The organism is Hymenobacter glacieicola (assembly GCF_014640315.1).
Taxonomy (GTDB): Bacteria; Bacteroidota; Bacteroidia; order Cytophagales; family Hymenobacteraceae; genus Hymenobacter; species Hymenobacter glacieicola.
This window is the reverse complement of sequence record NZ_BMGS01000002.1, coordinates 231199-255905: the sequence shown is the minus strand read 5'-3', so window position 1 is coordinate 255905 and position 24707 is coordinate 231199. Positions and strand designations below refer to the sequence as shown.

27 protein-coding genes and 1 tRNA gene are annotated in these 24707 nt (G+C 61.1%); 4 read left to right on the top strand and 24 right to left on the bottom strand.

Features of this window, described 5'->3' with window-relative positions; genetic code table 11:
- Positions 1–88 precede the first annotated feature (88 nt).
- Together IEW18_RS04190 and IEW18_RS04185 are read right to left on the bottom strand one after the other, a co-directional pair.
- On the bottom strand, positions 89–1342 hold the full coding sequence (locus IEW18_RS04190) for a site-2 protease family protein (RefSeq protein ID WP_229728590.1): 1254 nt from the start codon (positions 1340–1342) through the stop codon (positions 89–91).
- Complete coding sequence (locus tag IEW18_RS04185; RefSeq protein ID WP_188556574.1) at positions 1302–1961, bottom strand: HAD family hydrolase; 660 nt, start codon at positions 1959–1961, stop codon at positions 1302–1304. The genes IEW18_RS04190 and IEW18_RS04185 overlap by 41 nt, the downstream gene beginning before the upstream one ends.
- Before the next feature lie 155 nt (positions 1962–2116).
- Between IEW18_RS04185 and IEW18_RS04180 the strand changes: the two genes are divergently transcribed.
- From IEW18_RS04180 to IEW18_RS04170, 3 genes are all read left to right on the top strand, one after another.
- Positions 2117–2193 (top strand) — tRNA-Ile (locus IEW18_RS04180).
- Between the two features lie 284 nt (positions 2194–2477).
- Positions 2478–2807: a hypothetical protein gene (locus IEW18_RS04175; RefSeq protein ID WP_188556573.1), complete on the top strand. Its 330-nt coding sequence runs from the start codon at positions 2478–2480 to the stop codon at positions 2805–2807.
- 11 nt (positions 2808–2818) lie between these two features.
- Positions 2819–3412 (top strand): hypothetical protein, encoded by a 594-nt coding sequence (locus IEW18_RS04170; protein ID WP_229728589.1) that lies wholly within the window; start codon positions 2819–2821, stop codon positions 3410–3412.
- A gap of 41 nt (positions 3413–3453) precedes the next feature.
- On the opposite strand, the gene IEW18_RS04165 is transcribed toward IEW18_RS04170, so the two are convergent.
- The 18 genes from IEW18_RS04165 to IEW18_RS21840 form a co-directional block, all read right to left on the bottom strand.
- Positions 3454–3885, bottom strand: a complete 432-nt coding sequence (locus tag IEW18_RS04165; RefSeq protein ID WP_188556571.1) for a hypothetical protein — start codon at positions 3883–3885, stop codon at positions 3454–3456.
- Between the two features lie 2 nt (positions 3886–3887).
- Entirely contained in the window at positions 3888–4073 is a 186-nt protein-coding gene (locus IEW18_RS04160; protein ID WP_188556570.1) for a hypothetical protein, read from the bottom strand.
- Positions 4073–4651, bottom strand: coding sequence for a hypothetical protein (locus tag IEW18_RS04155; RefSeq protein ID WP_188556569.1), 579 nt, complete (start codon positions 4649–4651; stop codon positions 4073–4075). Before IEW18_RS04155 ends, IEW18_RS04160 begins: the two co-directional genes overlap by 1 nt.
- Positions 4648–5082: an XF1762 family protein gene (locus IEW18_RS21995; RefSeq protein WP_373285699.1), complete on the bottom strand. Its 435-nt coding sequence runs from the start codon at positions 5080–5082 to the stop codon at positions 4648–4650. The genes IEW18_RS04155 and IEW18_RS21995 overlap by 4 nt, the downstream gene beginning before the upstream one ends.
- Positions 5082–5528, bottom strand: a complete 447-nt coding sequence (locus IEW18_RS04150) for a hypothetical protein (RefSeq protein WP_188556568.1) — start codon at positions 5526–5528, stop codon at positions 5082–5084. Before IEW18_RS04150 ends, IEW18_RS21995 begins: the two co-directional genes overlap by 1 nt.
- 12 nt (positions 5529–5540) lie before the next feature.
- On the bottom strand, positions 5541–6077 hold the full coding sequence (locus IEW18_RS04145) for a hypothetical protein (RefSeq protein WP_188556567.1): 537 nt from the start codon (positions 6075–6077) through the stop codon (positions 5541–5543).
- 129 nt (positions 6078–6206) lie between these two features.
- The gene (locus IEW18_RS04140; RefSeq protein WP_188556566.1) at positions 6207–6791 is read right to left on the bottom strand and encodes a hypothetical protein; all 585 of its coding nucleotides are present in this window, start codon (positions 6789–6791) and stop codon (positions 6207–6209) included.
- A 3-nt stretch (positions 6792–6794) separates the two neighbouring features.
- Positions 6795–7184: a hypothetical protein gene (locus IEW18_RS04135; RefSeq protein WP_188556565.1), complete on the bottom strand. Its 390-nt coding sequence runs from the start codon at positions 7182–7184 to the stop codon at positions 6795–6797.
- Between the two features lie 29 nt (positions 7185–7213).
- Complete coding sequence (locus IEW18_RS04130; protein ID WP_188556564.1) at positions 7214–8164, bottom strand: hypothetical protein; 951 nt, start codon at positions 8162–8164, stop codon at positions 7214–7216.
- A 3-nt stretch (positions 8165–8167) separates the two neighbouring features.
- Positions 8168–8869 (bottom strand): hypothetical protein, encoded by a 702-nt coding sequence (locus IEW18_RS04125; protein WP_188556563.1) that lies wholly within the window; start codon positions 8867–8869, stop codon positions 8168–8170.
- Positions 8870–9985, bottom strand: a complete 1116-nt coding sequence (locus IEW18_RS04120) for a hypothetical protein (RefSeq protein ID WP_188556562.1) — start codon at positions 9983–9985, stop codon at positions 8870–8872. It lies immediately after the preceding gene.
- Positions 9985–10986, bottom strand: coding sequence for a hypothetical protein (locus IEW18_RS04115; RefSeq protein WP_188556561.1), 1002 nt, complete (start codon positions 10984–10986; stop codon positions 9985–9987). Before IEW18_RS04115 ends, IEW18_RS04120 begins: the two co-directional genes overlap by 1 nt.
- Positions 10987–10988: 2 nt before the next feature.
- Positions 10989–11471 carry a DUF6712 family protein gene (locus tag IEW18_RS04110; protein ID WP_188556560.1) on the bottom strand — a complete coding sequence of 161 codons (483 nt, stop codon included), beginning with the start codon at positions 11469–11471 and terminating at the stop codon, positions 10989–10991.
- Complete coding sequence (locus IEW18_RS04105; RefSeq protein ID WP_188556559.1) at positions 11468–12904, bottom strand: hypothetical protein; 1437 nt, start codon at positions 12902–12904, stop codon at positions 11468–11470. Before IEW18_RS04105 ends, IEW18_RS04110 begins: the two co-directional genes overlap by 4 nt.
- Positions 12905–12989: 85 nt before the next feature.
- The gene (locus IEW18_RS04100; RefSeq protein ID WP_188556558.1) at positions 12990–13532 is read right to left on the bottom strand and encodes a hypothetical protein; all 543 of its coding nucleotides are present in this window, start codon (positions 13530–13532) and stop codon (positions 12990–12992) included.
- A gap of 3 nt (positions 13533–13535) precedes the next feature.
- On the bottom strand, positions 13536–14132 hold the full coding sequence (locus IEW18_RS04095) for a hypothetical protein (protein WP_188556557.1): 597 nt from the start codon (positions 14130–14132) through the stop codon (positions 13536–13538).
- A gap of 76 nt (positions 14133–14208) precedes the next feature.
- Complete coding sequence (locus tag IEW18_RS04090; protein WP_188556556.1) at positions 14209–15231, bottom strand: hypothetical protein; 1023 nt, start codon at positions 15229–15231, stop codon at positions 14209–14211.
- Positions 15232–15306: 75 nt separating this feature from the next.
- Complete coding sequence (locus IEW18_RS21840; protein WP_188556555.1) at positions 15307–16605, bottom strand: ATP-dependent Clp protease proteolytic subunit; 1299 nt, start codon at positions 16603–16605, stop codon at positions 15307–15309.
- A gap of 296 nt (positions 16606–16901) precedes the next feature.
- Here IEW18_RS21840 and IEW18_RS04080 point away from each other — a divergent pair, with 296 nt between their 5' ends.
- Entirely contained in the window at positions 16902–20117 is a 3216-nt protein-coding gene (locus IEW18_RS04080) for a coiled-coil domain-containing protein (protein WP_188556554.1), read from the top strand.
- Here IEW18_RS04080 and IEW18_RS04075 read toward each other — a convergent pair.
- Genes IEW18_RS04075 through IEW18_RS04060 form a run of 4 tightly spaced genes read right to left on the bottom strand, consistent with a single transcriptional unit; the run spans position 20107 to position 24706 of the window.
- Complete coding sequence (locus IEW18_RS04075) at positions 20107–20520, bottom strand: lipoprotein (RefSeq protein ID WP_188556553.1); 414 nt, start codon at positions 20518–20520, stop codon at positions 20107–20109. The two genes, IEW18_RS04080 and IEW18_RS04075, sit on opposite strands and share 11 nt — an antisense overlap.
- Positions 20521–20571: 51 nt before the next feature.
- A complete protein-coding gene (locus IEW18_RS04070) occupies positions 20572–20943 on the bottom strand; it encodes a hypothetical protein (RefSeq protein ID WP_188556552.1) in 372 nt (123 codons plus the stop codon).
- A 35-nt stretch (positions 20944–20978) separates the two neighbouring features.
- Positions 20979–23132, bottom strand: a complete 2154-nt coding sequence (locus tag IEW18_RS04065) for a hypothetical protein (RefSeq protein WP_188556551.1) — start codon at positions 23130–23132, stop codon at positions 20979–20981.
- Positions 23129–24706 (bottom strand): hypothetical protein, encoded by a 1578-nt coding sequence (locus tag IEW18_RS04060; RefSeq protein WP_188556550.1) that lies wholly within the window; start codon positions 24704–24706, stop codon positions 23129–23131. The genes IEW18_RS04065 and IEW18_RS04060 overlap by 4 nt, the downstream gene beginning before the upstream one ends.
- Position 24707: the final 1 nt, after the last annotated feature.

Genomic DNA, 24707 nt, shown 5'->3' with positions numbered 1-24707 from the left:
AGAGCCTCGCCATACGTGAGACTGAGAAAACTGGGGTACTGTCATTCGGAAGGTTGGAGCCGGCCAAGCCGCCACTCCGCGGGGCGCTTCAGCGGACAAGAATAGGGGAGGGTGCAAAGCACAGCACAAAAATAACCAGCATCAGCCAGCCCAGCACCTTGCGGCCCGCCGAAAGCGGCCGCTCATCCGGAGCCGGCGGGTGAAAAATACCAGTCAGCCGGGCCAGCATCAGGCCAAATACCAGCCAGCCGGGGTTGCCCTCCAGGGTAGGAAAGGCGGAGGCCAGGGCAATTTGCCCCAGCCACACGCCGGCCCCGAGCAGCAGTGCGCGCCGAACGGTTGGCACAGTGCGCCGAAACACCAGAAACAGATAAAACCCGTACGGCCCGGCCCAGTACAACCAGGTATTCGTGTCGGAGCGAAGCGAAAACAAGCCCAGCCCGGCGTAAAAAATAAAGCCCACGAACAGCAAAACCGACACCCGCGCTGCCCGCTGCGGCCCCAGCAAGCCGTACACAATATGGCCGCCATCCAGCTGGCCGATGGGTAGCAGATTCAGGGCCGTAAAGAACAGGGCCAGCACCCCGGCCACCAGCAGGGGGTAGTGCATCAGCTCATTGGCGTGGGGCATCCGGGCTGGGTCAGCTAGCAGCGCCGCCATGCCTTGGAGCAGCAGGGGCTGGGCCAGTACCACACTTGGCGACTGGCCCGGCTGGTACACGTAGCGCGCGTACTCGGCCCCGTAGAAGCGGTACTCCGGATAAATGCCGTACAGGTAGTCGAGCGGGGGCAAATGCGTGAGGCCATAGACCAACACGCCCACGGCTACCACAAAACCCGCCAACGGACCGGCTAAGCCCACGTCGAAAAACTCCCGCCGGGAAAAAATCCGGTCCTTGATGCGGATGACCGCGCCAAACGTGCCGATGCCCAGGGGGAAGGGAATAAAGTACGGCAGCGTAGCCCGGATGCGGTAGTAGCGGGCCGCAAAGTAGTGGCCAAACTCGTGCACCGTCAGTACCCCCAGAAACGGCACCGAAAACCACAGGCCAGGCTCCAGAAACCGGGACCATTGCGCCACCGGCAGCCGCCAAAGTAGCTCCAGGTGAACATAATCGAGGGCACCGGCCCGCAGGGAAAAGCCCGCCAGCGTAGTCGTCAGCAACGTAACCAGAAATAGCAGCAGGTGCAACCCGTAGCGCCACCAACGCGGCAGACCAGGCTGCTCGTAGCGCGTAAAGGCTTCTTGGGCCTGGCGGGCGGCCAGCGCCCGGTCGGCATACGTAAATGAGGCCGGCAGGTCAGGCAGGGGTAGGGGCGGAGTATTCTCGGGGAAAGGCACGAAGGGCAGCGGGCAATGCGTCTTGCAGCGTGAGCGGCGGAGTCAGGAATAAGGTACGGAGCCCCAGCCGGCGGGCCGTTTCAATGTGCTGTGGGCTGTCTTCAATAAACAACGTTTCCTCCGCCTTCCAGTTCATCTCCCGCAGGGCGTGCCGGAAAATTTCTTCGCCAGGCTTGCGCCAGCCCACTTCCTGGGAGTAAAATACTCGGTCGAGGCAATCGGCAATGCCGTGCTCGAAGCCGTACTGCTCCTTCAGCCGACGATTTATCTCCTCAATGTGGATGTGGTTGGTATTAGACAGCAGCGCCGTTTGATGGCCCTGGGCCCGAAGCTCGGCAATGAGCGCCAACCGCTCGGCCGGTACATCCAGCAGCATGGCGTTCCAGGCCGCGTCCAGCTCGGCGTCGGTGGCCGTCAGCTGGTAGTGGCGGCGCAGCCCCTCCCGGAACTCCTGGGGCGTGAGGTGGCCGGTTTCCATTAGGTCAAACAATTCAGCCTGCGCAGCCTGGGTAAACTCAATGGTGCTGCCGTACTGGCGCATGGCAGCCCGCGTCAGCTCGTAGTCAATGTTGATAATAACGCCCCCAAAATCGAAGAGCAGGTTCGGCTTTTGTGCCATCAGGGTAGTAGTGAGAGTGTAGCTTCCGTGCTAGGCCCAGGCGCCCAGTGTGCCGGTTCCAGAAACTGGCACGGCTTGCGGCCTTTGCAAATCTGCCGACAAAAGTCGAAGTTTGTGCTGCTGATACCAACCGCCACTGCGGCCGGTTACGCATCGGGCCTATAGCTCAATCGGTTAGAGCAGCTGACTCATAATCAGCAGGTCACTGGTTCGATTCCAGTTGGGCCCACCAATATTAAGCAAAAACCCCGTTAGAGTGTTTCTGACGGGGTTTTTGCTTATGTCGGGTAAAACATGGGTAAAACATAACTGAAAAACTACGCTACATCGGTGAGTCTTACGCCGAGTTTGAACAAGGTTAGGTCTACACAGTGCTCATTGCCCTGCACCAGAATCAATACTGGATCCGGATACATGGCCAGAGTGAACACCCTTACCAGACGCTGGCTCAACTGCTCAAGTTCTGGGAGCCGGCTTAGATTAATATCAAGACTCTGGCGTAATTATATTGTGCGGATGTCTACACCTCCCGCCCCCCTCTTCTTCCCTGACCTGAGCCTGAGCATATCCTACGAGGAAGCCTTGCGCTTCTGCCAGTCGGTGCTGCACACGCTGCCGCATGGGACCATGAAGCCCTGGGTGAAAGCACAGGGCATGAACTATACGATGGTGGTGAACCTGAAGAACGAACAGATTCCAAAGCCAATGCCCCTGTTGGTGCAACGTCTGCTGCTGGCCTGGGGCATTCCCACCCAGCTATTCCGCCGGGGCAAGGATACGTTCGTGCAGTTTGAGCGGGCCGAGGACTTGGCGCGGGTGAAGAATAATCTGTCTGCCAATAATTAAATCAGAAACCTATGCAACTGCTCTGCCTCGAATGCGGACATGATTTCACATCGCGTATGCTAGTTGGGCGCGATATAACCATGACCCTCCGCAACGTTAAAACATCTGAGCCGTGTCCTGAGTGTGGGGCCAGCGTTAGCACTGAATATTCTGGGCAGTATTACTTCAACAAGAAAGGGTTGGCAACGCTGCTATCTGGTCCGGAATTTACGCAAGAGGCACTATCCAAATTGGCGGAGTTGGTAAAGGATGCCTCTGCTCAATCAATACCATATGAGACGTTTCAGAGAGCGGCCGAAGCCATCACCCCTGCAGCATCTGGCTTCACGGAATTTCTCAACAACCGAAACTGGGAGCCAGCTGCCAAATGGCTAAAAGATGCAATCACTGCAATTCTAATTGGCGTTGCCATAAATGTTGTTACTGACAAGATTAAGGGCGATGACAAGCCTACAGTTACCAATATCACGGTCAACAAATTCTATAATACCCCACCCCCTCCTGCTCCTACTACTACTAAAAGGCTGACTTCTTTAGATCGATTAAAGAATATGCCCACGCACAAAGGCAAAAATCATACACCCCCCAAAAAAAAGAGGCGCTGACCACCTAAATGGCCAGCGCTCTGAATAGTTAATAGATTCATTTAGCCAGTCTCTGGCTCTCGGCTACGGCCCCTACGCAGCAGCACCAGCAGCCAGCCCGAGCCGTTGAGCCCCAGCGGCAGCAGCGAGTAGAGTAAGGCCAGCACAACTACCCCGGCAGCCCAGGGCAGCAGCGGCCGTAGCCAGTTCTCTTTCGTGGTAGTAGTCGTGGCCACTGCCGCCGGCGCCGTAGCCGCGGCCCCGCCTCGGGAGCCGGCCTTCGTATTGTCGGTGGCCTGGTTGCCCTGGCCCAGCTGCACGGGCGCGGTGGGCTTCTCGGCATCCACAACTGTAGCACCCGGGCCGGCAACCACCGCCTCGGGTTCTTGAGCCGTAGCCGTGGTAGCCGTGTGGCCGCTGCCGGTCTGGTTGATGGTGGTCTGAATACTCTTGCAGGCTGCCAGGCTCAGCAAGGCAGCAACGAGGTAGCGCATGTTTATTTATTGTAGCGGTTCGAGAGGCCCCACTTCTTTGTGCGACTGGCTACCGGCGGCTTGCCAAACCAGTAGCGGAGTTGGTGGGGTGGGTTCTTCGGGACGTGAACAGTCGGGTTCACGCCCCGGGTAGCGGAGCAGCTGGCCAGCCATAGGGCGCAGCTCAGGCAGAGCAAGAGAGTGCGCATCAGTAGCTCCAGTTAGCCCCTGCGTACACCTGGTAAGCGGGGTAGTTCACGTTATACACCCCGGCGCCATCACGGCCCCCGCCCCGGCCCGTGTTGCCGCTGTTCACCAGGTAGGTGCGCGGAGCCCGGCCTGCCCGCACGGCGCGCCCAAGGGCTACGACCTTGCCGACGTGGCCCACGCGCCCCAGGTTGGCATAGTAAAACGTTACGATGTGACCTGGCCGCAGGCTGTCGAGGCTGCCGCGCAGGCCCCGAATGAAGAACGTGCGCGGGTCGGTGCTCTGGCTCCAGTTGCGGGCGGCGGCCGGCCACTTGGGCGAGGGCAGTCCGCAGGCTTGCTGCTGCACGAACATTTCACACCCACACCAGGGGTCACCTTTCTTGGCACCGGCGGCTTTCTGGGCCGCCCACACCTCGGGGCCATCGTTGCGGCCGGTTGCTTCCCGGACGTATAGCCGAGCGGTGGCCACCTGCAGCTGGCAGGCTACCGCGCCGGGCTTGGCGCGGTGGGCTACCTGGGCCGCTACTTGTAAGCTGCCTGTTACAAGTAATAAGTAGAGTACAAGTAAGTGTTTCATAAGGCAAACCAGCAGATTTTGGGTTCAGTTGGGGCAGTGTCCTTCCGGCGACGTGATGGGGTATCCCAACTGCCACCATCGGTGGTATGACCTTTTCGCCAACCGGAGGCGCGAAGGCTGGCACCGGTTTCAGAACTTAAGGTGTAGGTTAGCAACTGCTCGTAGCCCAGCGCCCGAGCAGCTGCCCGGGCGGCTGCATATAGCTTAGAGCATGCGTTTCTGGTGCCATCGGTGCAAAGCCGTACTACTTCAAACCAGCGGCCATTATCGAAGCCACGGGCCTTGGGGCGGCCAACAATGCAGACACCTACTAGCACCCCATTCACCTCTAATGCTAAGCTGAATTTGTGGCCTCGGACTGGGTCATTATGCCGATGGTGCGCTGCTACAAATTCATTGGCCTCCTTGAGAGATGCAGTACGAATTTTCATTAGCTCACCAGGCAAGCAGCCAGCACGCACACGGCAAAGTAGCCGAGCAGGCAAAGCCAAACCGTGTTGAAGGTGCGGAGTTGGTCGGCCTCCGCCTGCACCATGAAGGCCTGCTTGTAGCCGCCAGCCGTAGCCCAGCGGGGCAATACCGGGACCACGAAGCGGAGCACGAACCAGACAGCTGCCAGCCCGCCAAAGAACAGGCCCAGGGCGAAGATGAACTTGCCGGTTACCAGGCCAAACGGCGGGATTTCGGTGTTGTGGGCGGCGGCAATCAGCGGGCTGTCGGCGTTGAGCTGGCCGGCATTCACCGCGGCGGCCAGCGTGGCCCGCTGGGCCTGCTGGGCTGCCGTGTACTGGTAGTAGGCCGAGCAGAGCAGCACGGAAAGAATAGCGGGGAACCAGCGGCGAAAGATGCCGCGCAGGGTAAGAAGGGCAGTGAGCATATACAGGAGAAATTAGTGGCGGATGTTGCGGATGGCGTCGATGATTTCGCTCTTGTCGCGGTGCATATCCTCGCGTAGTTCCTTGCGCAAGAGCTGCTGGCCTTGCTTCAGGTCGCTGATCTGCGTGGTGAGGTTATCGAGCTTGGTTTCCAGGCTTTGCACCCGGCTGGGCATGCTCTGCAGCATGGTAATGTCGTGGCAGTTCTGGTGCAGCGTGAGCTTGAAACTGTCCAGGTCGCGCTGAAACTCCTGCTGCGTGCCGGTGAACACGAGCATCGTGGCCCGGTCCTTCTCGTACTTGCCGTTTAAGTCACTCACCTCCGTAGCATGCCGTTCCTTGAACTGCTTGTAGTCCGTTAAGCGCGCCTCTAAAGCGGCTTTTTCCTCTGCCTTCGTGCGCGTGGCTTCGACCAGCGCATCTTCCCGTTCACGGCGAATGGTGCGTAGGGAGGCGCGCATGGACAGTAAGGTGAGGGGCACGCCGACCAGCGGCACGAAGGCTAGGGTGAATTGCAGCCAGATGGGTAGTGTCGAGATAAACAGAAGCATAGCAGAAGTAGATCAGTAGTAAAGCTACCGGCACCAGGTACCAGGCGGGAAAGGATGCGGTGTACTCTTGTTGCACCGCAGGCTTACGGGCATGTCGATGCGGCCCTTGAGGGTGCCTGCACCTAATGCTTAATACACCAGCGTGGCCGTGTGGCCGTTGCCCGTTTCATCTGGCACCTCGGTGCCTGTCACACCGGCAAAGGTGTACCACGCATCTTGATCCGAGGGAGGGAACGGGTTGGCCACCTCGGCCGGAGTTAGGGCCCGGGAGTAAATGCGGATGTCGGCAAAGTCGAAATTGGCCGGCCCGTACTGCGGCTCCGTGCTGCTCAGGCGAATAATGCCGGCCGTGCGGTTGGGATAGCTGGCCGGCGTACGCAGCACGATGCGCGTCCACCGATCCCCCGCAAACTTGTCCTTAGGCGAGGTAAACCCGCCTACCCCGTCGGCAAACGCTTCGAATCCGACGACACTCTGGGCGTACATGCCAAAGCCGCCGGGCTGGATTGAGGGGGCCTGCACGACCTCCACATATTTGTTCTCCATAGTCTGGCCGTTGCTACGGCCGTAGAACAGAATACTGGTGCCGGTGCTGCCGGCAGCAACGGGAATGTCCAGGTAGCGCGGGCAGCCCGGGGCGTTGAACGTTTGGCGGGTGGAGGTAAACAGCTCCAGAATCGAAATAGGGCGGGGCCTGATATTAAGTACCAGCATGGCCTATTGATTGAAAATAGCGGAGCCGCCCTGGGTCACGTCCGACACCTGCAGGGTAAAGGTATAGCTCGTATTCAGCGCAGCTGAAAACGTGGTGGCCGTCCAGCTGGAAGGTGGGCCGTTGAAAATCACGCCAGCGCTGGCCACCTCGGTTATCTTCAGGTTCGTGATGGGGCCGCTTACCTGCAGCGAGGCGTAAGTGCCAGCAATCTGGGCATCAAAGTATTGGGTGTGCTCGACGCCGGCATTGCCGGCACCAGGCGGATTGAATACAATGCGGATCTGCCGCTTGGCCGTGTTGGCCTGGGCCAGGCTTTCCAGGTATTTGAAGTTGTCGTCAACTTCAGTTGCCGTGAGCTTGCGGCCTAACTCACTACGAATTTTCAGAGGCATGATAAATGAGTTTTAGTGGTGTCAGGGGCTTATTCCACGTAGCCATCCTCCACGTAAGCATCCTCCACATAGGAGTTGCCGGTGGTCGGGCCAGTGGGGTCAGTGGGGGTGACGGTGGTCCCGCCATTAATGAGTTTGAGCAGGGCCTGGCGCGGGGTCAGCCCGAGGAAGGCTTCCTTGCCGGCTACCAACTCGTCTGCCTGCAAGGGGCGCTCCAGGACCGTCACACGGGCACCCAGGGCAGCCGTAGTGGCGTTGTTGGTTTTGTTAGCCAGCGTCGTGCTGAGCCCGTCCACCGTGTCGATGTCCTGGGTGCCGGTGTGGTTGTAGCGGCTCAGCAGGTAGGCATCGGACTGGTTTTGCGTGGCCCGGGTGCTGATGCTGATCGTGTCGCCTGCGTCGTTGATGGCAATGTCAATCAGGCCCAGCGGCACCAGCGCGGCCCCGATGGCGTCGCGGGTTTTCTCCGGGTCGAAGGTTTCGCCCGGGCTGGAGCTGATGGTGTAGGTGTTGCTGGCGTCGTCGTAGGTGAGCGTGACGCCCCCGCCGGCCCGCATGAACGCGGCCACCGCATCCTGCACCGCCTCGCTGAAATCTACCACCTGACTGGCCGTGTGCTGGTGGTTCGTGTCTGCCTTGCCCGTCAGCTTGGCGTCTACCTCCTGCTCCGTGTAATACCGGTCATCGTGGTGGTGCACCAGCGGCGCCTTGCCGGCCAGGGCCGTATCAAAGTCATCCAGGCGCTGGGCCGTTTCTTCATCGGGTGCCGCGCGGTGCAATTCCCAGTAAGCCGGCCAGTCCGCGAAATCGGGCGGCGGGTTGGTGCCAGCGGGCACGACTTGCCGGCTACGCCAGAGCTTGCCGTACAGGTTCACCGTCAGGCCCGCTGGCACATCCCGGTCATTAAACCAGTTTGGGACGTTGCTCAGGGCCAGCGCTTCGGCCAGCCCCTCTGTATGCCGTATTTTAAAGGGTCGCATAAGTTAGGAGTAAAGCCAGAGCCAAAGGGTTTCGCCACCGAACATGGCCGGATCAGCTAGCAGGGTCAGGGTGCGCGTAGCCACGTCGTAGGCGTAGTCGCGGGTGGGTTGCAGGGGGCGGCCGGAGGTGAAGTACACTTCCACATCGGCCGTGCCAGCGGGTAGCTCCGCCGGCGGGTAGCCCGGCCCGTAGGCAGTCGGCAACTCGTAATAGGTGCGGCTGCTGGTGCGATAGGTGCGGCCCCACAGCGCTTCGCCCTCGAACATCGGGAGCGAGGCTGTTACCGTCACCGTGGGCGGGTCGGCGCTGGTATCAAGCGTGTAGTCAGCGGCCGGCTGCAAGGTGCGGCCGGAGCCGAAATGCAGATCAATGTCCTTCGTGCCAGCGGGCAGCGCATGCACGCGGTTGGCCGCCGAGTAGAGGCCGGGCAGCTCGAAGTAGGTGCCGCGCTGGCCAGCACCCCCGCCGGTGGTGGGCGGTGGGGCAGTGGGCAGGTAGGGTACCAGGTCGCCATCTTCCAGCCCCGGCCCAGGCCACCAGTGGTAGCCCAGCCCGGTGATCATTACCAGCAGGCCCACCGTACGTACCGCCGGCTCTACCTGAGCGCACGCCTCCGCTACACTGGCCCAGGGGCCGGTGCGCTCATCCGCATGCACGGGGTTCGTGTAGCGGATTGGGGTCGGAAGCTGCAGGACGGCTTCCATTTACCCGACCGTAATAGCGTGGCGGTGGTTTGAGGTATAGGGCACGGCCTGTTCCATCACGTACAGTGTGCCCGCTACGGGGCTACCCCCCGCATCATTCACGCTTAGCGGGCTGGCCGCGTACTGGCTGGTCAGGTTGGCGTTGGCCGAATCCAGGTCGAACACGCTCTGCAGACTCAGGCCCTGCGGCACCCAGAAGGCGAACCGGCGGTTCACGCTGCCGGTATTGATGATGAACTGGTTACCCTGCGTAGTCAAGCGGCTTTCGGGCAGGGCCCGCACCTGGGCAGAGGTGGTGGGCGTGTTGGCGACGGAACCGTAGAAGATTTCGTAGGCGCCGCTTACCGTCATTTCCGCCGTGAACACGTTGCCCTGGGTATCGTTGCCTGAAATCAGGTAGCGGCGGCTCAGGCCCTGCACCACGCTAAAGCCGGGCGTGCTCACATCGGTGAAGCCGGTGGCCGGCAGGCCCGTCGCCAGGTTCTGATTGCCGGTCACGTCCCGGATGGTCAGGCCCGCAGGGCTGATGCTCTGCGAGTTGTTGGTGTTCCAGGCAAAACGGCGGGAGCCCGTGGCGTAAGAAGTGCCGACCGGTACCGTGGTCGAGCTGGTGCCGTTGAAGGTAAATGAGCCAAACGAAGGCGCGTAGTAAATAGTGGTAGCCAGCGTGGCAAACTCCTGCAGGCTGATCTGGTAGCGGGTGCCTGCCTTCAGGCCGTTCAGCGTCACGTTCGGGGTGATATCCACGGTGGCACCCTGGGCAGCGTCGGCACTAAGCACGCCCGTGGTCGAGTCAATGCTCAGGCCCTGCCCCACCTTTACCCCGCCCAGCGTGGTTTCCGTTGCCACTGGCAGGGTATAAGGAGTGCCACCGGTACCAGTTCCGGAAGCCAATGGCACGAGGCCCGCATCCGACAGGTCCGAAACCCACGAATATTTTACGATGCCATTGGCGCTCTGAATTCGCACCTCCTGACCATAATAGCGAACCACGAAGGGCACCGCCGCACAGGCGGCTGCCACGTCGATATAGCCCTCTTTCGGACCAGAGTACGCATCGACGGGAACCGCATTGGTTGGCCGGATGCCAAAGGGTATTTCGAAAGCTGGGTCCATTACGCGCTAATCGTTATCAGGTGGTGGTGATTGCTGGTGTAGGCGACGGCCTGCTCCATCAGGTAAAGGGTGTAGGCCTGCTCCGTGCCGCCGGCATCCCGGAACGCGAAGGGTTGGGCCATGTACTGGCTTCGCAAATCCGCGTTGGTTTCCTGGTCCTTCACGGCTAGCAGGCTCTTGCCCGGGGGCAGCAGCAGGGCGAAGAAGCGGTGCTGGGTGCCCGTCTCCAGGGTGAACTGCGGGCCCTCATCCGTGAGCCGGTAGCCGGGCAGGGCCCGGGCCTGGGTGGTGGTCGTGGGCGCCGCCGCGGCCGGGCCGAAGAGGATGGCATACAGGCCGTAGAAGTGGAGCTCGTTGCTGAGCAGGTCCGGATTGGCCGCTTGCGGGGCATCGGGCTGGCCCAGCTGGGCGGGGCGGTCATCCTCCGTGCCTGCTGGCTGTACCAGCTTGCGTGCGCCGGCCGCGTGGCTGGCGTGGGCCTGGAAGGTGATGTCGGCCAGGCTGCGGCGCACCGAGGTGGTAACTGTCGCAAACGAGGTAGTCGAGGCCGGGCCCAGCGCCACGGCCGTGCCCTTGCGGATTTCCAGGCTGCTGATGGCCCCGGCATCATTAGCTGAGTACTGGGCCGAGAGCGTGTTATCCACCAGCTCCCCGACCTCGCCCCGCTCCGGAGCCGACTGCGTGAGCAGCACCGTGGCCGGCTGGTAGGTCGGAAATACCGTGGGCGCTTCCAGGGCCAGTTCCCAGAGTGCAATCGAGCCCAGCCCGCCCACGGGCGTACCGGGGGCAATGTTGCCGACCTGGCTCCCGGCTACCTCTCCATCGGGGTACACTTCCGACTGCAGGTCTTCCAGGTCTTCGGGGAACACCGCCGAGTCGGCCAGGTCCTGAAGCCCAGCCAGCAGGTCCCGGCCGCGCGTCACGTCGACGGGGCCGCCGGGCACGCGCTTGATGCGCTGCTGGTTGTCCTGCTTGAGTGCGGTGCGGGTTTTCTTGGCCATGGCTAGACGGCGTGAAGGGTAAAGCCTCCCTTGCCGCGCCGACGCGGGCGGGCCGGGCCGCACGTAGTGGCGGGTGCCGCCCCGCGGTAGGCGCGCAAGGCGGCATCCAGCCGGTTGCGGTAGTAGCTGCACTTGGTTTCCAGATCGGCCTTCAGCTCCGCCCGGCGCTGGCCGGAAACGGGCCGGTGGTCTGGGTCGGCAATGTCATCCACGCCCGAGCCCGTGATGTGGGTGCCGTGCCAGAGCAGGAACCGGCGGGCCGATTCGAGCACCCACAACGGGCGGATAAATTCCTGATACAGCGTTTCCAGCCCGGTCACCTGCCAGGGCCGGGGCTGCTCCAGCGCTAGCCAGTCGGCGGCGCTGAGCATGCCCAGGTCGAAGGTGCGGGCGTCCCGGATGTGCGGGTTCAAGAGGTGGTCCCCAATGTTGAGCGAGAACGGCACGAATTCCGGGAAGTCGGCTTTGGTCAGAATCTGGCTCATGCTTTCGGGCGAGGTTTGGCAGCGACTTTCGGGCCCTTGCCCACCAGTGCGCGGATTTCATCTTGGGAAAAGGACTTGAGCACTTCGTTGGCCACCAGCGGGCTCATGCTGTTCAGGGCCTGCAGCGTTACTTCCGCCTCCGTGGACTGCGGCTTTTTCAGGGCGGGCAGCCCGCCGAAGGCGCGGATTTCATCCTCGGTCATTTTCGCCGCTACCGCCGGGTCCAGGTAGTCCACCGGGTTCAGGGGCTTCACGGTCAAGTCCAGCTCCGGGAAGAACTTCTGCAGCGTGTCCGTAATCAGGGCCCGGGCGGCCTTGACCTTGATGTTGAAGAGCTTGATACTGTTGACAATCTGCTGGTTGTTGCCCAGCATACCCGCTTCCGCCACCCCGATCAGCACGGGTGGCACGCCCATGTGGCGGCACACCTTGTTGACCAGGCGATTGGTCATATCGGTCAGGCCCTTGCTGTTGGGGCCCTTGTCGAAGAACTTCAGGTCGGGTACCTCGTCTTTTGTCTCGGCTACCGATACGCCCACGGAGGCTTCCGTTTCGCTGCCCTTTAGATTTTTCAGCGTGGTTTTGATGTTGGCAAAATCCTCCGACTCGATGTAGGGGGCATCGTCCATCGTCTGCCCCTCCCCAGGCGTGAAATCAGGGTCCGGCTGGTCGTCGTACTTTTTGCCGATGACCGTCAGCCAAGCATCCGGGAAGAAGCCGTTCTTAACCTGCTTGCGCTCATACTTACTGGTAGCGGCGTCACTTTCCAGATCCTCCTTCCCCGCGTACCAACTCGGGACCGGATAGTGACGCCGCGACACCTTGCGTTCGAAATGAAAAACGAGGTGCCCCCAGTAGCCGGCTTCCGACAAGGCAGCTGCCATAACTTCTTCGGCAATGTCTTCCTGGCTGGCCAGCGGATCATGCGGCAGGTACAGGTGGTTTTCTGCCACCGGCATTTTCCCATCGGCCAGCTTATAGTTCAGCACCCAGCGGTTGGGGCCTTCCAGCGGGTCCCGGTCCCGCTCCTTGCGCAGCGAGTCTGTTTCAGCGACGTAGTACTCGGCCGGCTCCCCGCCGTAGGTGTAGCGGATAATCAGGCCAAAGCCCAGGCCGAGGGCGGCGTAGTGGCGGGCTTCGGCCAGCAGGTCATTGAGCGTCTGCGTCGGGTTTACCCGCAGCAGTGCCGTGGCCTCATCCGCAAAGCCTTCCCCACCAATAAACTGATACAGCGTATCGTAGCAGGCCTCGGCGGTGCCACTGTCATAGATCAGGCGCACCGCATCCTGGGGCAGCAGGTTGTTGTTGCCCCAGCTGATGACCTTCACGGCTTCCCCGCCCTGGCCTTCCGGCTCAGCAGCCGGTACCAGGTCCGGGCGCCAGCCCGTGCGGACCGTGGCAGAAGTAGATTTGGGGCGGGGCTTCGGGGCCATGAGGCAGTTGTGAGCGGTTAGGGAGAAGAAAAAGGGCTGCCACTACACTAGCAGCAGCCCTTTCAGGTCGTCAGGCAGGCGGGACTTAGTCTTGTTGATCCAGCTCCGCTTTCTTGGCCGCAATGGCCTCCTTCAGCTTGGGAATAGTCAGGGCCTCATCGGCATCCTGCGCAAACAGGTCCTTGTATTCGGCCTGCAGCTGCTGTTTTTCGGTCAGCTTAGGAGCCTCGGACTTGGTTTCGGCACCTTCTTTCTTCACGAAAGCGTGGCCGTAGCCCTTGCTGATGAAGAATTCAGCCGCCTCATCGGTGAGGGTGTCCGCCGTCACGGCTTTGCTGTAGGATTCGTGCACGAAGGTTTCGTTTTCGAAACCGGGGGCCAGGGTGTAGTTCGACTCAGGCATCAGTTCTGGGTGTAAAAAGCGAAGGGATTGACGCTCGTAGGCTTCGAGTAGGCCCACGTAGCCATCGTAATTGCAGTTGGTGCAGCCTTCCGCCGAGCCGCCGGTAATTGCCGCGTAGAGTGCGTGCAATTCGGCCGTATTCTCGCGGGTATGCCGCTTGGAGTAGGAGTAGCCGAGCCAGGTCTGCACCCGGCTAAGCAGCTCCTCGTTATAAGCCGCTGCCACGGGTTAGGCAACGACTTCAGCGCCCGTTACCAGCGCGTCCAGGTAGGCCCGGGAAGCAGCTAGCTGGGTTTGGTCACCGCTAACGGGGGCCTGGAAGAACATCGGGAACTTGCCTTCCTTACCGGTCAGCGTCGTTTTCATGATGTTGTTGTCATCGGTCAGGGCCGTGCCTGTGCCATCCTCCCCCTTGCTGGTTTCGTTGCCGAATTCCTTGAAGTAGATGCGGATGTCACCCGAAGCCAACTCCTGGTACACCACCTTTGAGCCGCCGGCCAAGAACTCTTCCAGCGCATCCAGACCGTTCTGGTCCTTGTAGCCGTATTCCTGTACCAGCGTTTGCGTTACCTCCGTCGAGCCGTTTTCGGCCGTGTTGGATTCGTGGGTACCGTTGCCGCGCTTCGGCCGCCCTACGGCCTTGATGCCCTTCTGCCCTGTTTTCAGCGTGAAGCCCGACTGAGCGCCCGTGGTGCTGTTGCGTGTTTCGGCACCGGTAAACTGATCAAGTTGGAACACCCAGCTGTTGCGGTTAATGCCGCCTTTCTTAGGGCAGGATGTCGAGGTGACAGCCTTGTTAATGCGGTTGCAGATGTCTTCTGCCATGATTTCGGTTCTCCTTTCGAAAATGGCCCCGGCCGGTAGTGGCCAGGGCGGGTTTCACGAATGATTCAGTAGCAGATTAGAGGCTGAACACGATGAGCTTATCGTAGGCAAAGCCGACACCCAGGCGGTACAGGACGCGCGTGTAGTTCTTGCGGTCCTTGATGTCGTACCACATCGTGATTTCAGCCAGGTCGCTTTCGGCGTCCATGGCCACCACGATGGTCGTGGGTACCGTCAGGAAGGCAATGTGGCGGCTCTGGCCGGCGGGCAGGTCCTGGGCGTACTGGTTGTACTGGGGCAGCTTCTTGATCAGGATACCGCGGTAGTAGAGGGGCTTATCCGAGCCGCTGAACAGCTCGGCTTTGCCCGACTCCAGCACGGTGGTGTCGCTGCCGAAGTTGATGCGGGCATCCTCAATGGCGTCGTAGAGCACTTCATCCACGTAGTAGGCCTTGTTGGTCTTGGCTACGTTCTTGAGCTGGGCCGTCTGCTTTTTGTAGAGGTCCTCCAGCACGGCTACGGCTTCGGCCGGCGTAATGCCATCGGCCGAAGGGATATCCGTGCCACGTACAATCTTGCCGTCAACTGCTTTGGCAATGAGCTGCTTGCGCAGGCCATCTACCTGGTTGTAGTTCTCATCCGAGGAGCCCCGGTCAGCCAGCAGCATGATGCGCAGCATGTCCTCGTACACCACAGGCGAGAGGCCTTCGCGCACGATTTCTTCCAGCACGGTGCCCGACAGGTCGTTGTCGGTGGCGTGGCCCTTCTTCTTGGCCGATTCGAGCACCGTGCCGTCGAAGCGGTCGGCGCACTCTTCGAGCTGAATCATCAGGGGCCACACGTTGATGGTGTTGCTGGCCATGGTCAGCAAATCACCCGTGGGCACCCAGGGGCCGCAGCCGGTATCGCGCTTCGTTACCTTGCGGGCAGCTGTCAGCGAGTAATCAACCGTCGAGGACTTGACGCCCTCCTGCACCTGGAAGCCCAGGGTTTTCAAATCCAGCTGCTCCACTGGGGGCTCCAGCAGCATCTTGGCTTTGAGGTCTTCTGCGGTGGGTTGTTTGCCGCCGTAGATAATGGGATTAACAAAATAGGCCATTTCAATAGTGAATTAGGCAGGGGAAGAAATGCCGGCGGGCGGCAGACAAAAGCAGGGTAAGCGAGAGGAAGCGGCCTAGTTGGACTTGGCCTTATCCATGGGGTGCGGCTTCTTCGCGCCGGCATTCTTCGGATCGGCCTGGCCACTAGCCGACGCCCGAGCCGTGGGGCGCGGGGTGGGCGGCACCGTCTTGTTGAACTTGGCCTCAATGGTTTCCAGGCGCTGCGTGAGGGGGGCCAGGGCAGCCGTAACGGCGGCGGTAATGGCCTCGGAGCTGATGGCGGCCGGAGCCTGCTCTTCATTGCCTTCGGCCGACGCCTCCGAAATAGACTCTACCGTACCACCCGCCACGATGATTTCGCGGCCGTCTTCGGCCTCATAGGTAGCATCGTCGGTGGCCTCGGTCAGCGCCTCATCATTGAAGACGGCTGAACCCTGGGCCAGCGGGCCGTCGGTGTAGAGTGTGCCGGCGCCATCAGCCAGTACCGTAGCCACAGCCACGGCCTCGGGGGCATCCCCTTCAGCGGTGATGTTTACGCCCATCTGCTGGGCAAATGCCTTCACGGCCGCAATGCTGGCAGCCGAAGGAGCGGACGTAAGAATTTTGGCAGCGGGCGTAGTAGCCGGCTTTTTCGCGGGGGTAGTTGCCATCGGGCGAGGTTTTAGAGCAGCCCGACGGGCCGCTGGGGTTAAGGCTTTGGGAGTAGGCTTTTTGCGGGCAGCCAGGGCGTAGGTGGCGGCACGAGCGGCAGCCACGGGCACACGCCGGCGGCGGGCCGTAATGAGGGCCGTAGCAGCGGCGGGCGTGGTAGCCGTCGGCAATGGGTTCACCTTGCTGCACATGCCCACGGCCTGGGCCTGGGTAGCAGTGAACCAGGTGTCTTTCGACATCCATTCCGTCACCGTCTCGGCAGTTTGCCCGGTGCGGGCCACCATGTAGTCGAGCACCAACTGGTTTACATTATCAAGCTGGTCAGCGGCGGCCCGCAGGTCTTTCGAGGTCTCAGCCCCTACGCCGCCGTTGAAGCTGGCCGCGTGAAACATGAGCTGGGCCGTGTAGTCCATCTCGGGCGCTACGTCCGCAGCCATAGCCAGCGGCACGGCCATGCTGGCCGCATAGCCACTCACCTGGGAGCGGATCGGCAGCTTCAGGGCGTGCAGGTTGTTGATGATGTTAAAGCCCTCCAGGACCGAGCCGCCATCACAAGCGCCAATGCGCAGCAGGATGGAGTCGGCTTTTTCGCCCATGGCTTCAGCCCACCACAACTGCATGTCGATATCGGCCCAGGTAATGCCTTGCACCCATTCACAGGCGTCCCAGTCCATGTGGGATTCACCGATGTAGGAAGGGACGTTGATAACGAGTTCAGGCATGTCGCAAAGCCGCCCATTGGGAGCGGTGCAACAAAGGTTCACGCGGGAAGATGGGGGCTCCAATTCGCGGGCCTAACTTGACTCCACTAGACTCCAATAGACCCCGAAACGTCCTATGCTTACCATTAAAGTCAATCTTAGCCCAGAGAATGAAGCGGCTATCCGGTCGCAGGCCGCGAAGGCTGGAGTGCCCATCAACGCCTATGTTGCCCCGTTTTTAAACGCCGTGGCTGATCGGACCCTCCAGATGGTTCCGCTCTTTCCTGCCCCGGTAAAATCCCAATCCTAGCGCTCCTATGGCTGAATCTGATAACACTATCTTATTGCGGGTAAGCCTCGATGAAGGCAAAACCACCGACCGGCTGAAGCAGCTGGTGCTCGACATCGAGGCCACCAAGAATGCGCAGAAGCTCCTGACCCAGGCTCGAAAAGAGAATACGGTTACGGATGCCGAATACGCCGCGCAAACTGTGCTGCTACAGGACAAGCTAAATAAGCAGCGTCAAGAGTCTACAGCCCTTACTAAGAACCTCGACCTCTACAACAAGGCCGTGTCGGGCGTAGGCGACACGTACAAAGCCACCCAAGCCCAGCTCAGCTTAGCCCAGCGCCAGTACCAGGAACTGGCTGGCAGCGCCAGCAACAGTACCGAGGAGACGCAGGCGCTTGGGAAAGTGATTGAGGATTTGCGTAATACCCTGAAAACTACCGACTCAGGTCTCGGCCTGTTCGTGCGCAACGTGGGCAACTACCAGGGTGCCGTAGAGCCACTGATTGCAGAGTTGAAACGGCTGGAAATTCAGCAAGCCCAGCTCAGCAAGGACAACCCGGCCTATGAGCAGCAGCAAATGCGGATCGTCGGGTTTCAGCAAGCCATCAACCGAGCCGGCGCCGAAGCCGGGCTGACCTACGAGCAGACTCAGGCCAAGCTAAAAGGCTACGGAGACGCCATTGCACCCGTGGTGCAGGAGCTGGTAAAGCTGGAAAAGGAGCAGCAGCAGGTAGCCGAGGGCTCGGAGCAGTACAACCGCATCGGCTTCCAGATGCAGAAGCTCAAGCAGGACATCAGCGAGGTGCCCGCCGAAAACAAGAAGCTGGGCGACTCGCTGGCCGATTTGGATGAGCAAACCGGGGCCTTCGGGGGGCAAGTAGCCAACCTGAAGGGAGCCTGGCAGCAGGCCAAAGCCGGGGCGGAATCCCTGAAACTGGGGCTTACGGGCGTGAAGGGAGCCTTCGCCGCGACGGGTATCGGCCTGTTCGTTATTGCCCTGGGGCTGCTGTTCGAGTACTTCACTAAGACGGATGAGGGCGCCGAGGATTTAGCCGCTGCCCTGGCCTTCCTGAAGGGTGGCTTCTCCGTGCTGGAAGGCGTGGTGATTGGCGCTGGGAAAGCGCTGGTGCTGGTGTTCACCAATCCGAAGCAGGCGGCCAAAGACCTGATTGACTTCCTGGGTAGCCAGGTGATGAACCGCATCAAAGCCTTCGGGGTGATCTGGGATGCCATCCGCAACGGCGATGCGCGCGGGCTCCAGAACGGCATCCTGCAATATGCCACGGGTGTAGAGGACAGCATTGGCAAAACCGAGCGGCTGACGGCTGAAATCGGCCGGGCGGCGGCAGCATCCGCGGCGTTAAGCCGGGCCGAAGATGACTTGGATCAGCGGCGTAGCGAGTCACTTACTACGCTGGAAAAGAATAAAAATCTCATTGATAAGCTGGTGCTTTCCTCGAAAGACCGCTCGTTATCGGAGAAAGAGCGGTTGGCGAACCTGGACAAAGCCAGTGCCCTGGAAATTCAAAGCCTGAGCAAAACTATTGAGCTAGCAAAGGAGGCGGCACGAATTGCCAGAGAGCGAAATCAGGAAGCCATTCGGCAAGGTAAAACGTCTGACGAATTACGTGATGCCCAGGTAGCGGGCGAAGTGGAGCTGCTGAAGCTAGAGGGCCAGTCGGCTACCTTGCAGCAGAGCATTCAAAACCGCCGCAGTGCGTTGCTGCAGCAAGCAGCGGCCGAGGATAAAGCCGCGGCAGATAAGGCCCGGGCCCAGCGGGAAAAGGATGCTGCCGCGGCGCTGGCTGCCCGGCAGAACGAGCTGAAGGTACAGCTCGGCTATCTGGACCTGGAGCTAGCCGGCGTGCAGAAGAACAGCCAGGAGGAGCTAAATATTTTGCAGCGCAAGCTGGCTACCCAGCGCACCCTGGAGCTGACGGCCAAAGACCTGACGGTTCGGCAGAAGGCCCTGATTGATGCCAAGTACGAAGCCGATTCGTTGAAGCTGACCGAGGATTTTGCCCAGCGCCAATTGGTGCAGGCCCTTGGTAACGCCCGCACCTTGGTAGCCGCGCAGCTGACTGTAGCGGCCGAAGGCAGCGACGAGGAACTACGCTTACGCCAGGAGCTACTGGATAAGCAGCTGGCCCAGGAGCTGGCCGCGCTGGATAAGAGCCAGGACAACACGGCCAAGGAAAAGGAACTACGCGCCAACACGGCCAAGGCCCAGGCTGATCTGGAATTCAATCAGGCCCTGACCAACCTGGAAAACGAGTTGCAGGCCCGTCGTAACCGGATAAACCAGGACTACGCGAGCGGCCTGACCACGAAGCAGCAGCAGGAAGCTGGCCTGGCTGCCATTGAGCGGGCCGGCTTGCAGGCCCGGCTGGTAGCCCAGCAGGACTACGGCCGGAGCGTGTTGCAAACTCAGCAGCAGATTGCCGAGGCCGAAGCCGCGGCTCGGGACAAGAAAGCGGCCGATGATGCGGCTGCCCTGGAGAAAGAGCGGGGCATTCAACAAGCGCGGATGGAAGCGGCCGGCGCCGTAACGGATACCGTGATTGAGCTGTTCGGCGAGGAGACAGCCGCCGGCCAAGCGGCTCTGGCCCTGAAAAAGGTGATGGCTCTTGCGGAAATCGCCATCAACCTGCAGCGCGAAATATCTGCTATTGGCACGGCAGCCGCCGCCAACCCGCTTAACATACCTACGGCTGGTATTGCGGGCATCACGCAGAATGCCATCCTCACCGGCCTGGCCATTGCCAAAGCGGCCGTACTGACGGCGAAGGTGCTGGTATTCCGGCGGGGTGGTATGGCTTATGAGCCCGAAGGCAGCATTGCCCAGGGCCCGAGCCATGAGCAGGGCGGTATTCCTCTTTACAGCCGCCGTACCGGCCGGAGTGTCGGCATCGAAATTGAGGGCGGGGAACCCGTGCTTACCGCTGCCGTGAGTCGCACCCCGCACCTGCTGGCCGCTGCCTCGGCTATCAACGTGGCAGCGGGTGGGCGCCCACTGGTGGCGCGGCCGCTAGCCATGCCCCGGTTTATGGCGCTGGGAGGCGTAGCGCAATCGGCGCTGGTTCGGGAGTCACTAGCTGGCCCGCAGGCAGGCATCGACTACGAACGACTGGGCCAGGCAACGGCGAAGGCCTTACGGCAAAGCCCGCCCATCACGCGCATCAGCGACGTGAAGGACGGGCTCAACCGCGACTCGTTTACCGAGGGCTTGGCTAATTCGTAGCCTTCGTATGTAAATGATCAGGCTTCTGCTCGGCAAGGGCTGGCAAGTCATGGAGCTTGCCAGCCCTTGCTTTTTCCAGGGTGGCAGCGGGAATGTTCAGATGCTTTCGCTCCACATAGACAGATGCTTGACCGTTCTTGAAACGTGTACGCTTCGAGTCAAGTGATACGATGCAAAGCGTGTCCTGATTCAGGCCGGCAATGGTTATATCCTGCAACTCCAGTGTATCTCCTGCGTCGGCCAAGACCACAACCTGAGACGGTACCGTTTTGTCTTGAATCATCATACCGTCATACAGTGGAACGTCATTGCTTTTGACAGTAACTGGATTGCGGAATTTAGGCTCAGTAGTACAGCCCGAGAGAATAGCAGTAGCAAGTGCGAAGAATAGCAGTTGTTTCATAGCCACAACGATACGAAAAAGCCCCGACCTGTGTAGGTCGGGGCTTTGGGTTTATTCGGAATCTTGAGCAGCCGATTTCTTTAGCTTTTTCCATATAGGGCCTTGCAGTTCTGCGCCACTAAACGATGACTGAACTACCGCCATGCGTAAGTTGTGGTAGTCACCTTCCGTTATCCGTAGGGGCAGCAATTCCTCCGCCAACCGGGCCAGCAGGTATTCCCGCTGAATAACATATTCCTTCGGTTTGGTGCCTTTCGCGTAATACTCGGCACCATGGTAGGTCGTGCGCAGCACCTGGGCCTCTCGGTGCTCAGCCGGGATGCTGTCGTAGAATTCTAGCCATGAACGATAATTGCTGGGCAGTTCATTCTGAATGCGCTGCGTCTCGGCTTCTTCTTTGAAGCTATAATTGTTCAGGAGCATGGCGATAAGTCGTTGCGTGTGACAGCCCGAATATACTACACCGTGTCCGAAACATAGAACTCCGGCTGCGCAAACTCACTACCCGCAAACTCCCGCCGAACACCCGGCTCCGGCGCCACCAGAAACGAGGGGTGCAGCCGCAGCATTTCCACTTCCACACTGCGCGTCGACGTGAACTCGTTGATTTTTGAGATGGAAAACCACCCACCCAGCACGCCGTCCCAAATGGGAATGTTCGGCTCGGCTAGGAACTCGGCAATATCCCTCGGGCTGAACCGGTACCGCTCCTTGTGAAAGCGCATTTCAGTGAGCATGGCCCCGAGCCCCGCCCAGGCCACGGGCAGAATGTAGCCCTCGGCATCTAGGCTCAGGCCGTCTTCCTCCTGCGCAAAGTAGCTGAGGGGCGCTACTACCGCCCGCCGAACGGCTCCCTCCACCAGGGAAATATTCTGGGTGTCAGTAGAGCGAAGCGTAAGCCGCGGCTTGGGGCTGGCCGTGTCGTACTCGGGCTCGGCAAACGGGTCTTCGTTTTCCCGGAGTTTGTAGTTCTGGATCAGCAGCAGGCCGGGCAAAGCCTGGCTAGGCTCACTGGCCGCAAACGGCAACGTGGTCATGGTGTAGGTGGCGGGTAGCGTCTTATCAGCTACCACCAGCGTCCCATTGCCGAAGCCTTTGGTACCGCTTTCATCTTCGGCCCACTGGAAGAGGTTCTGCTGGCCGAAGCCCCCGAAGCGGTACGACACGCTTCGGGCCTGGCCGGCGGGCAGATCGGGTGCGTCCCGCTTGGCTGTCCAGTCGCGGGCATAGGGCACGTTGTCCAGCACGGCCCGCGAGGGGTGTAAGGTCAGCCGGTCTTCGTAGGCATCAGTCTGCACCGAGAAGCCGCACACCTGCACCAGGGCTTTAAAGAAGTCCAGCTGCTTCATGTCCTGAGGCAGCCATTCCGCAATGTTGACCTGTGCCCCCGGCGGCTGCTCAGGCAGTACTGTTACGTCGAACTTATCCACGGGCAGGCCTACCCCAGCATTTCCAAAGGCAACATCCTGGAAGATTTTAAAGCCCCATTTGTCAATCGGAGCATTGCCCACTCCGCTGAGCCGGAGCACAGCCGTGAGCTGGTCGCCAGGCTTGAGTAGCAGCCGTTCCGCTGTGGCTCCAACTGAGAAAGGGTCTTCGTTGGTAGCCTCCACCCAGGCCGAGTTGACGACCTCCTTGTCATTTACCTTCTGCTCCACCTTGCGGCCGTTGATATGCAGCTCCACCCGGGCCTGGGCCTTGCCGAGGCGCACCGAGGAGTAGACGATCTGCACCACCGTACGGGCCTGCACCTGCACGTACACAGCCTGATCGGCAGTGTATGAGAAGCTAGTCGAGTCGTACACGCCTGCCACAGTGGGCACCAGCGCTGGCACGGTGCCAATGGGGCGCGTGTCATCATCAAACGGGATAGTTTTCACCACATCCGAACGGTTGCTGTCGGGAGCCCCATCATCTTCATGCCCCGGGCCCAGTCCTACACGCAGGCGGCGGGCCTTGCGGAAGGCTTCGCTGTACTCGGCCGGCGCCACGGCCGGCACCTGCAGGCGGGGCAGCAGCCCTTCGGCCGGGTAGTCGACGACAAAGCCCGCTTCGCTGGCCAGCTGCTCCAGCACCAGCGCCGCCGAAAGCGTCGGCCACAGGTCGTAGGGCGAAAGATTGGCTGGGTCCAGCGGCCGGCCCCGGTCGTAGAGCTCATAGCTCCAGCCGTTAGCGGCCGCGTAGGCTGCACTGGCCCGGTCGGCAATGGCTGAGATGGTGCGCGCATGCGTGAAGCGGGAGAAATCCAGGTCGCTGAGCGTCTTATCGCCCAAGGCCTCGACAAAGCGCTTGTTGCCGGCCACCAGCTGCAACTGGTACTGTCCATTCTGGTAGCCTTTCAGCAGCAGGCGGGCCCGGGGCATGATTTCCACGCCTTCACTGCGCAGGGTCACATTGGCCAGCGACTTGTACGGGATGCCGGCGGCGTTGCCATCGTAGGCTGCCTGACCCAGTAACTGATGGTTTTTGCTGGTACCGGGTACCGACACCTCCGGAGAGAAATCGGACTGGATGGTATCGGGCTTGAGCAGATCCGATACCTGGAAGCTGGGCAGAATAGCCGTGTCTGGCGAAAGATCCAGTGTTACCCCACCAATCAGGAGATCATTCATTGTCCTTGGACCGCTATGGCTTTCGCCTCTGAAAATTGAACCGTGGCCTCGTACCGGCGCCGGCCCTCCCGATAGGCCGGGAAGGCACCTCCCTTCAGCACAATCGGCACCCAGGGCCCATCGGCTTCCGGCTGGTACCAGGCCTGTACCGCGCGCCGCAACGTACGCAGCCCTTCCACAAAGGCGCGCTCCGAAAACACCCCCGAATACGCTTCCACCGTAGCCCTAGAAGCGGCCCGGCTGCTATAGCGCAGCTCCTGGGTGCCCGCCTCGATGTAAGGCTGACCTTCGCCTACGTCGTCGCCATAGGCGGGCTGGCCTGAGAATACCCAGTAGCCATACCCGCCCTCCGGAGACAGCCATACCACGGGCAGCCCGTAGCGCGGGCAAGGCAGATGCACCAGGCGCTGGCCACTGGCGGAAGGCTCCACGGGTACCACCCCTGTAGCCGTTCGCTGCGGGCTGGCAAACGAGTAGCCGGGCCAGACGGGCACCACGCCGCCAAACGGCGTTAGCGGCCGGCCCGCGGGCCAGGCGCTGAGCTGCTGCTCACTGAGCACCCCGTTCAGGGCGTAGCCCCGGGCCAAGGTCACCCCGCCCCGCGTAAGCGAGTAGCCCACGTACAGATCCTCCGTCAGCGCCGTGGCACTGTTGTAATCCAGCCGCCGGCTACCACTGGGCAGCAGCGCGCCTACCTCCGAGCGCAAATACGGGGCTAGGTTAAACATAGCCACGCCGGACGGGGCGACGGTGGCCCGCAGCGCGGCCACAAACGTAAGCGGCCGATCGGCGGCCAAGGGGTGCCCTGCCGGGAAGCCGGCGTACAGGTCGGCGGCCACGAAGGCCGGCGCATCGGGGCCCGCAGGCTCGGCTGTAACCGGGATGCCCTCGGGCGCCCAGAGGCTTCCCCATTGGCTGTCGGGCTCAGGGCCGGGCGTGGGGTCGGGGTCAGGGTCCGGATCAGTACCCCCGCCGCCGCCCCCGCCGGGCGGGGTGTAGCCGCAGGCCGTGCTGTTGGGCGTTTCTGTGAGTACAGCCTGGTCGGGCCGCTGGTAGCGCACTATCAGCTTCGTGGTGCCGTCGCAGTCGTCAAACAAGATAGCCTGATCGACCGGCTCCCCTTGTCCGGGCGTGCAGGTCGCGTCGTCGCTCAGATCGGTAGCCGTAGCGCGGGTAGCCACGTCGAAAAACAGGCGCACCCGCCGCCCCACCAGATCAGCCGAGCAGTAATCAGCCAGTTGCACGCCCGGCGGGAAGGCCCCGCCGCCGCCCGGCCCGCCGCCGCTCGTGGTGCAGCTGACTTCCACCTCCAGGCTGCGCGCCGTCTCCCCGTCCAGGTCGGTGAGGATGACGTAGTAGGTGCCGTTAGCGATGGGCTGGAAGGTAAACGTGTAGGTGAATTGTTCTGAACCCTGCGGATCGCCGACCGGGGCATCGGTAATAGCATCGTAGAGCTGCACGCCCAACGCCTGCCCGTTAGAGCCCGCCCCCGCGTCACTAGTGGAGCAGGCCGCTTCCAGTACCCCTTCGTTTTGTGGGTTGCAGCTGGCAGTAAGTAGAATCGTGGGGTTCATA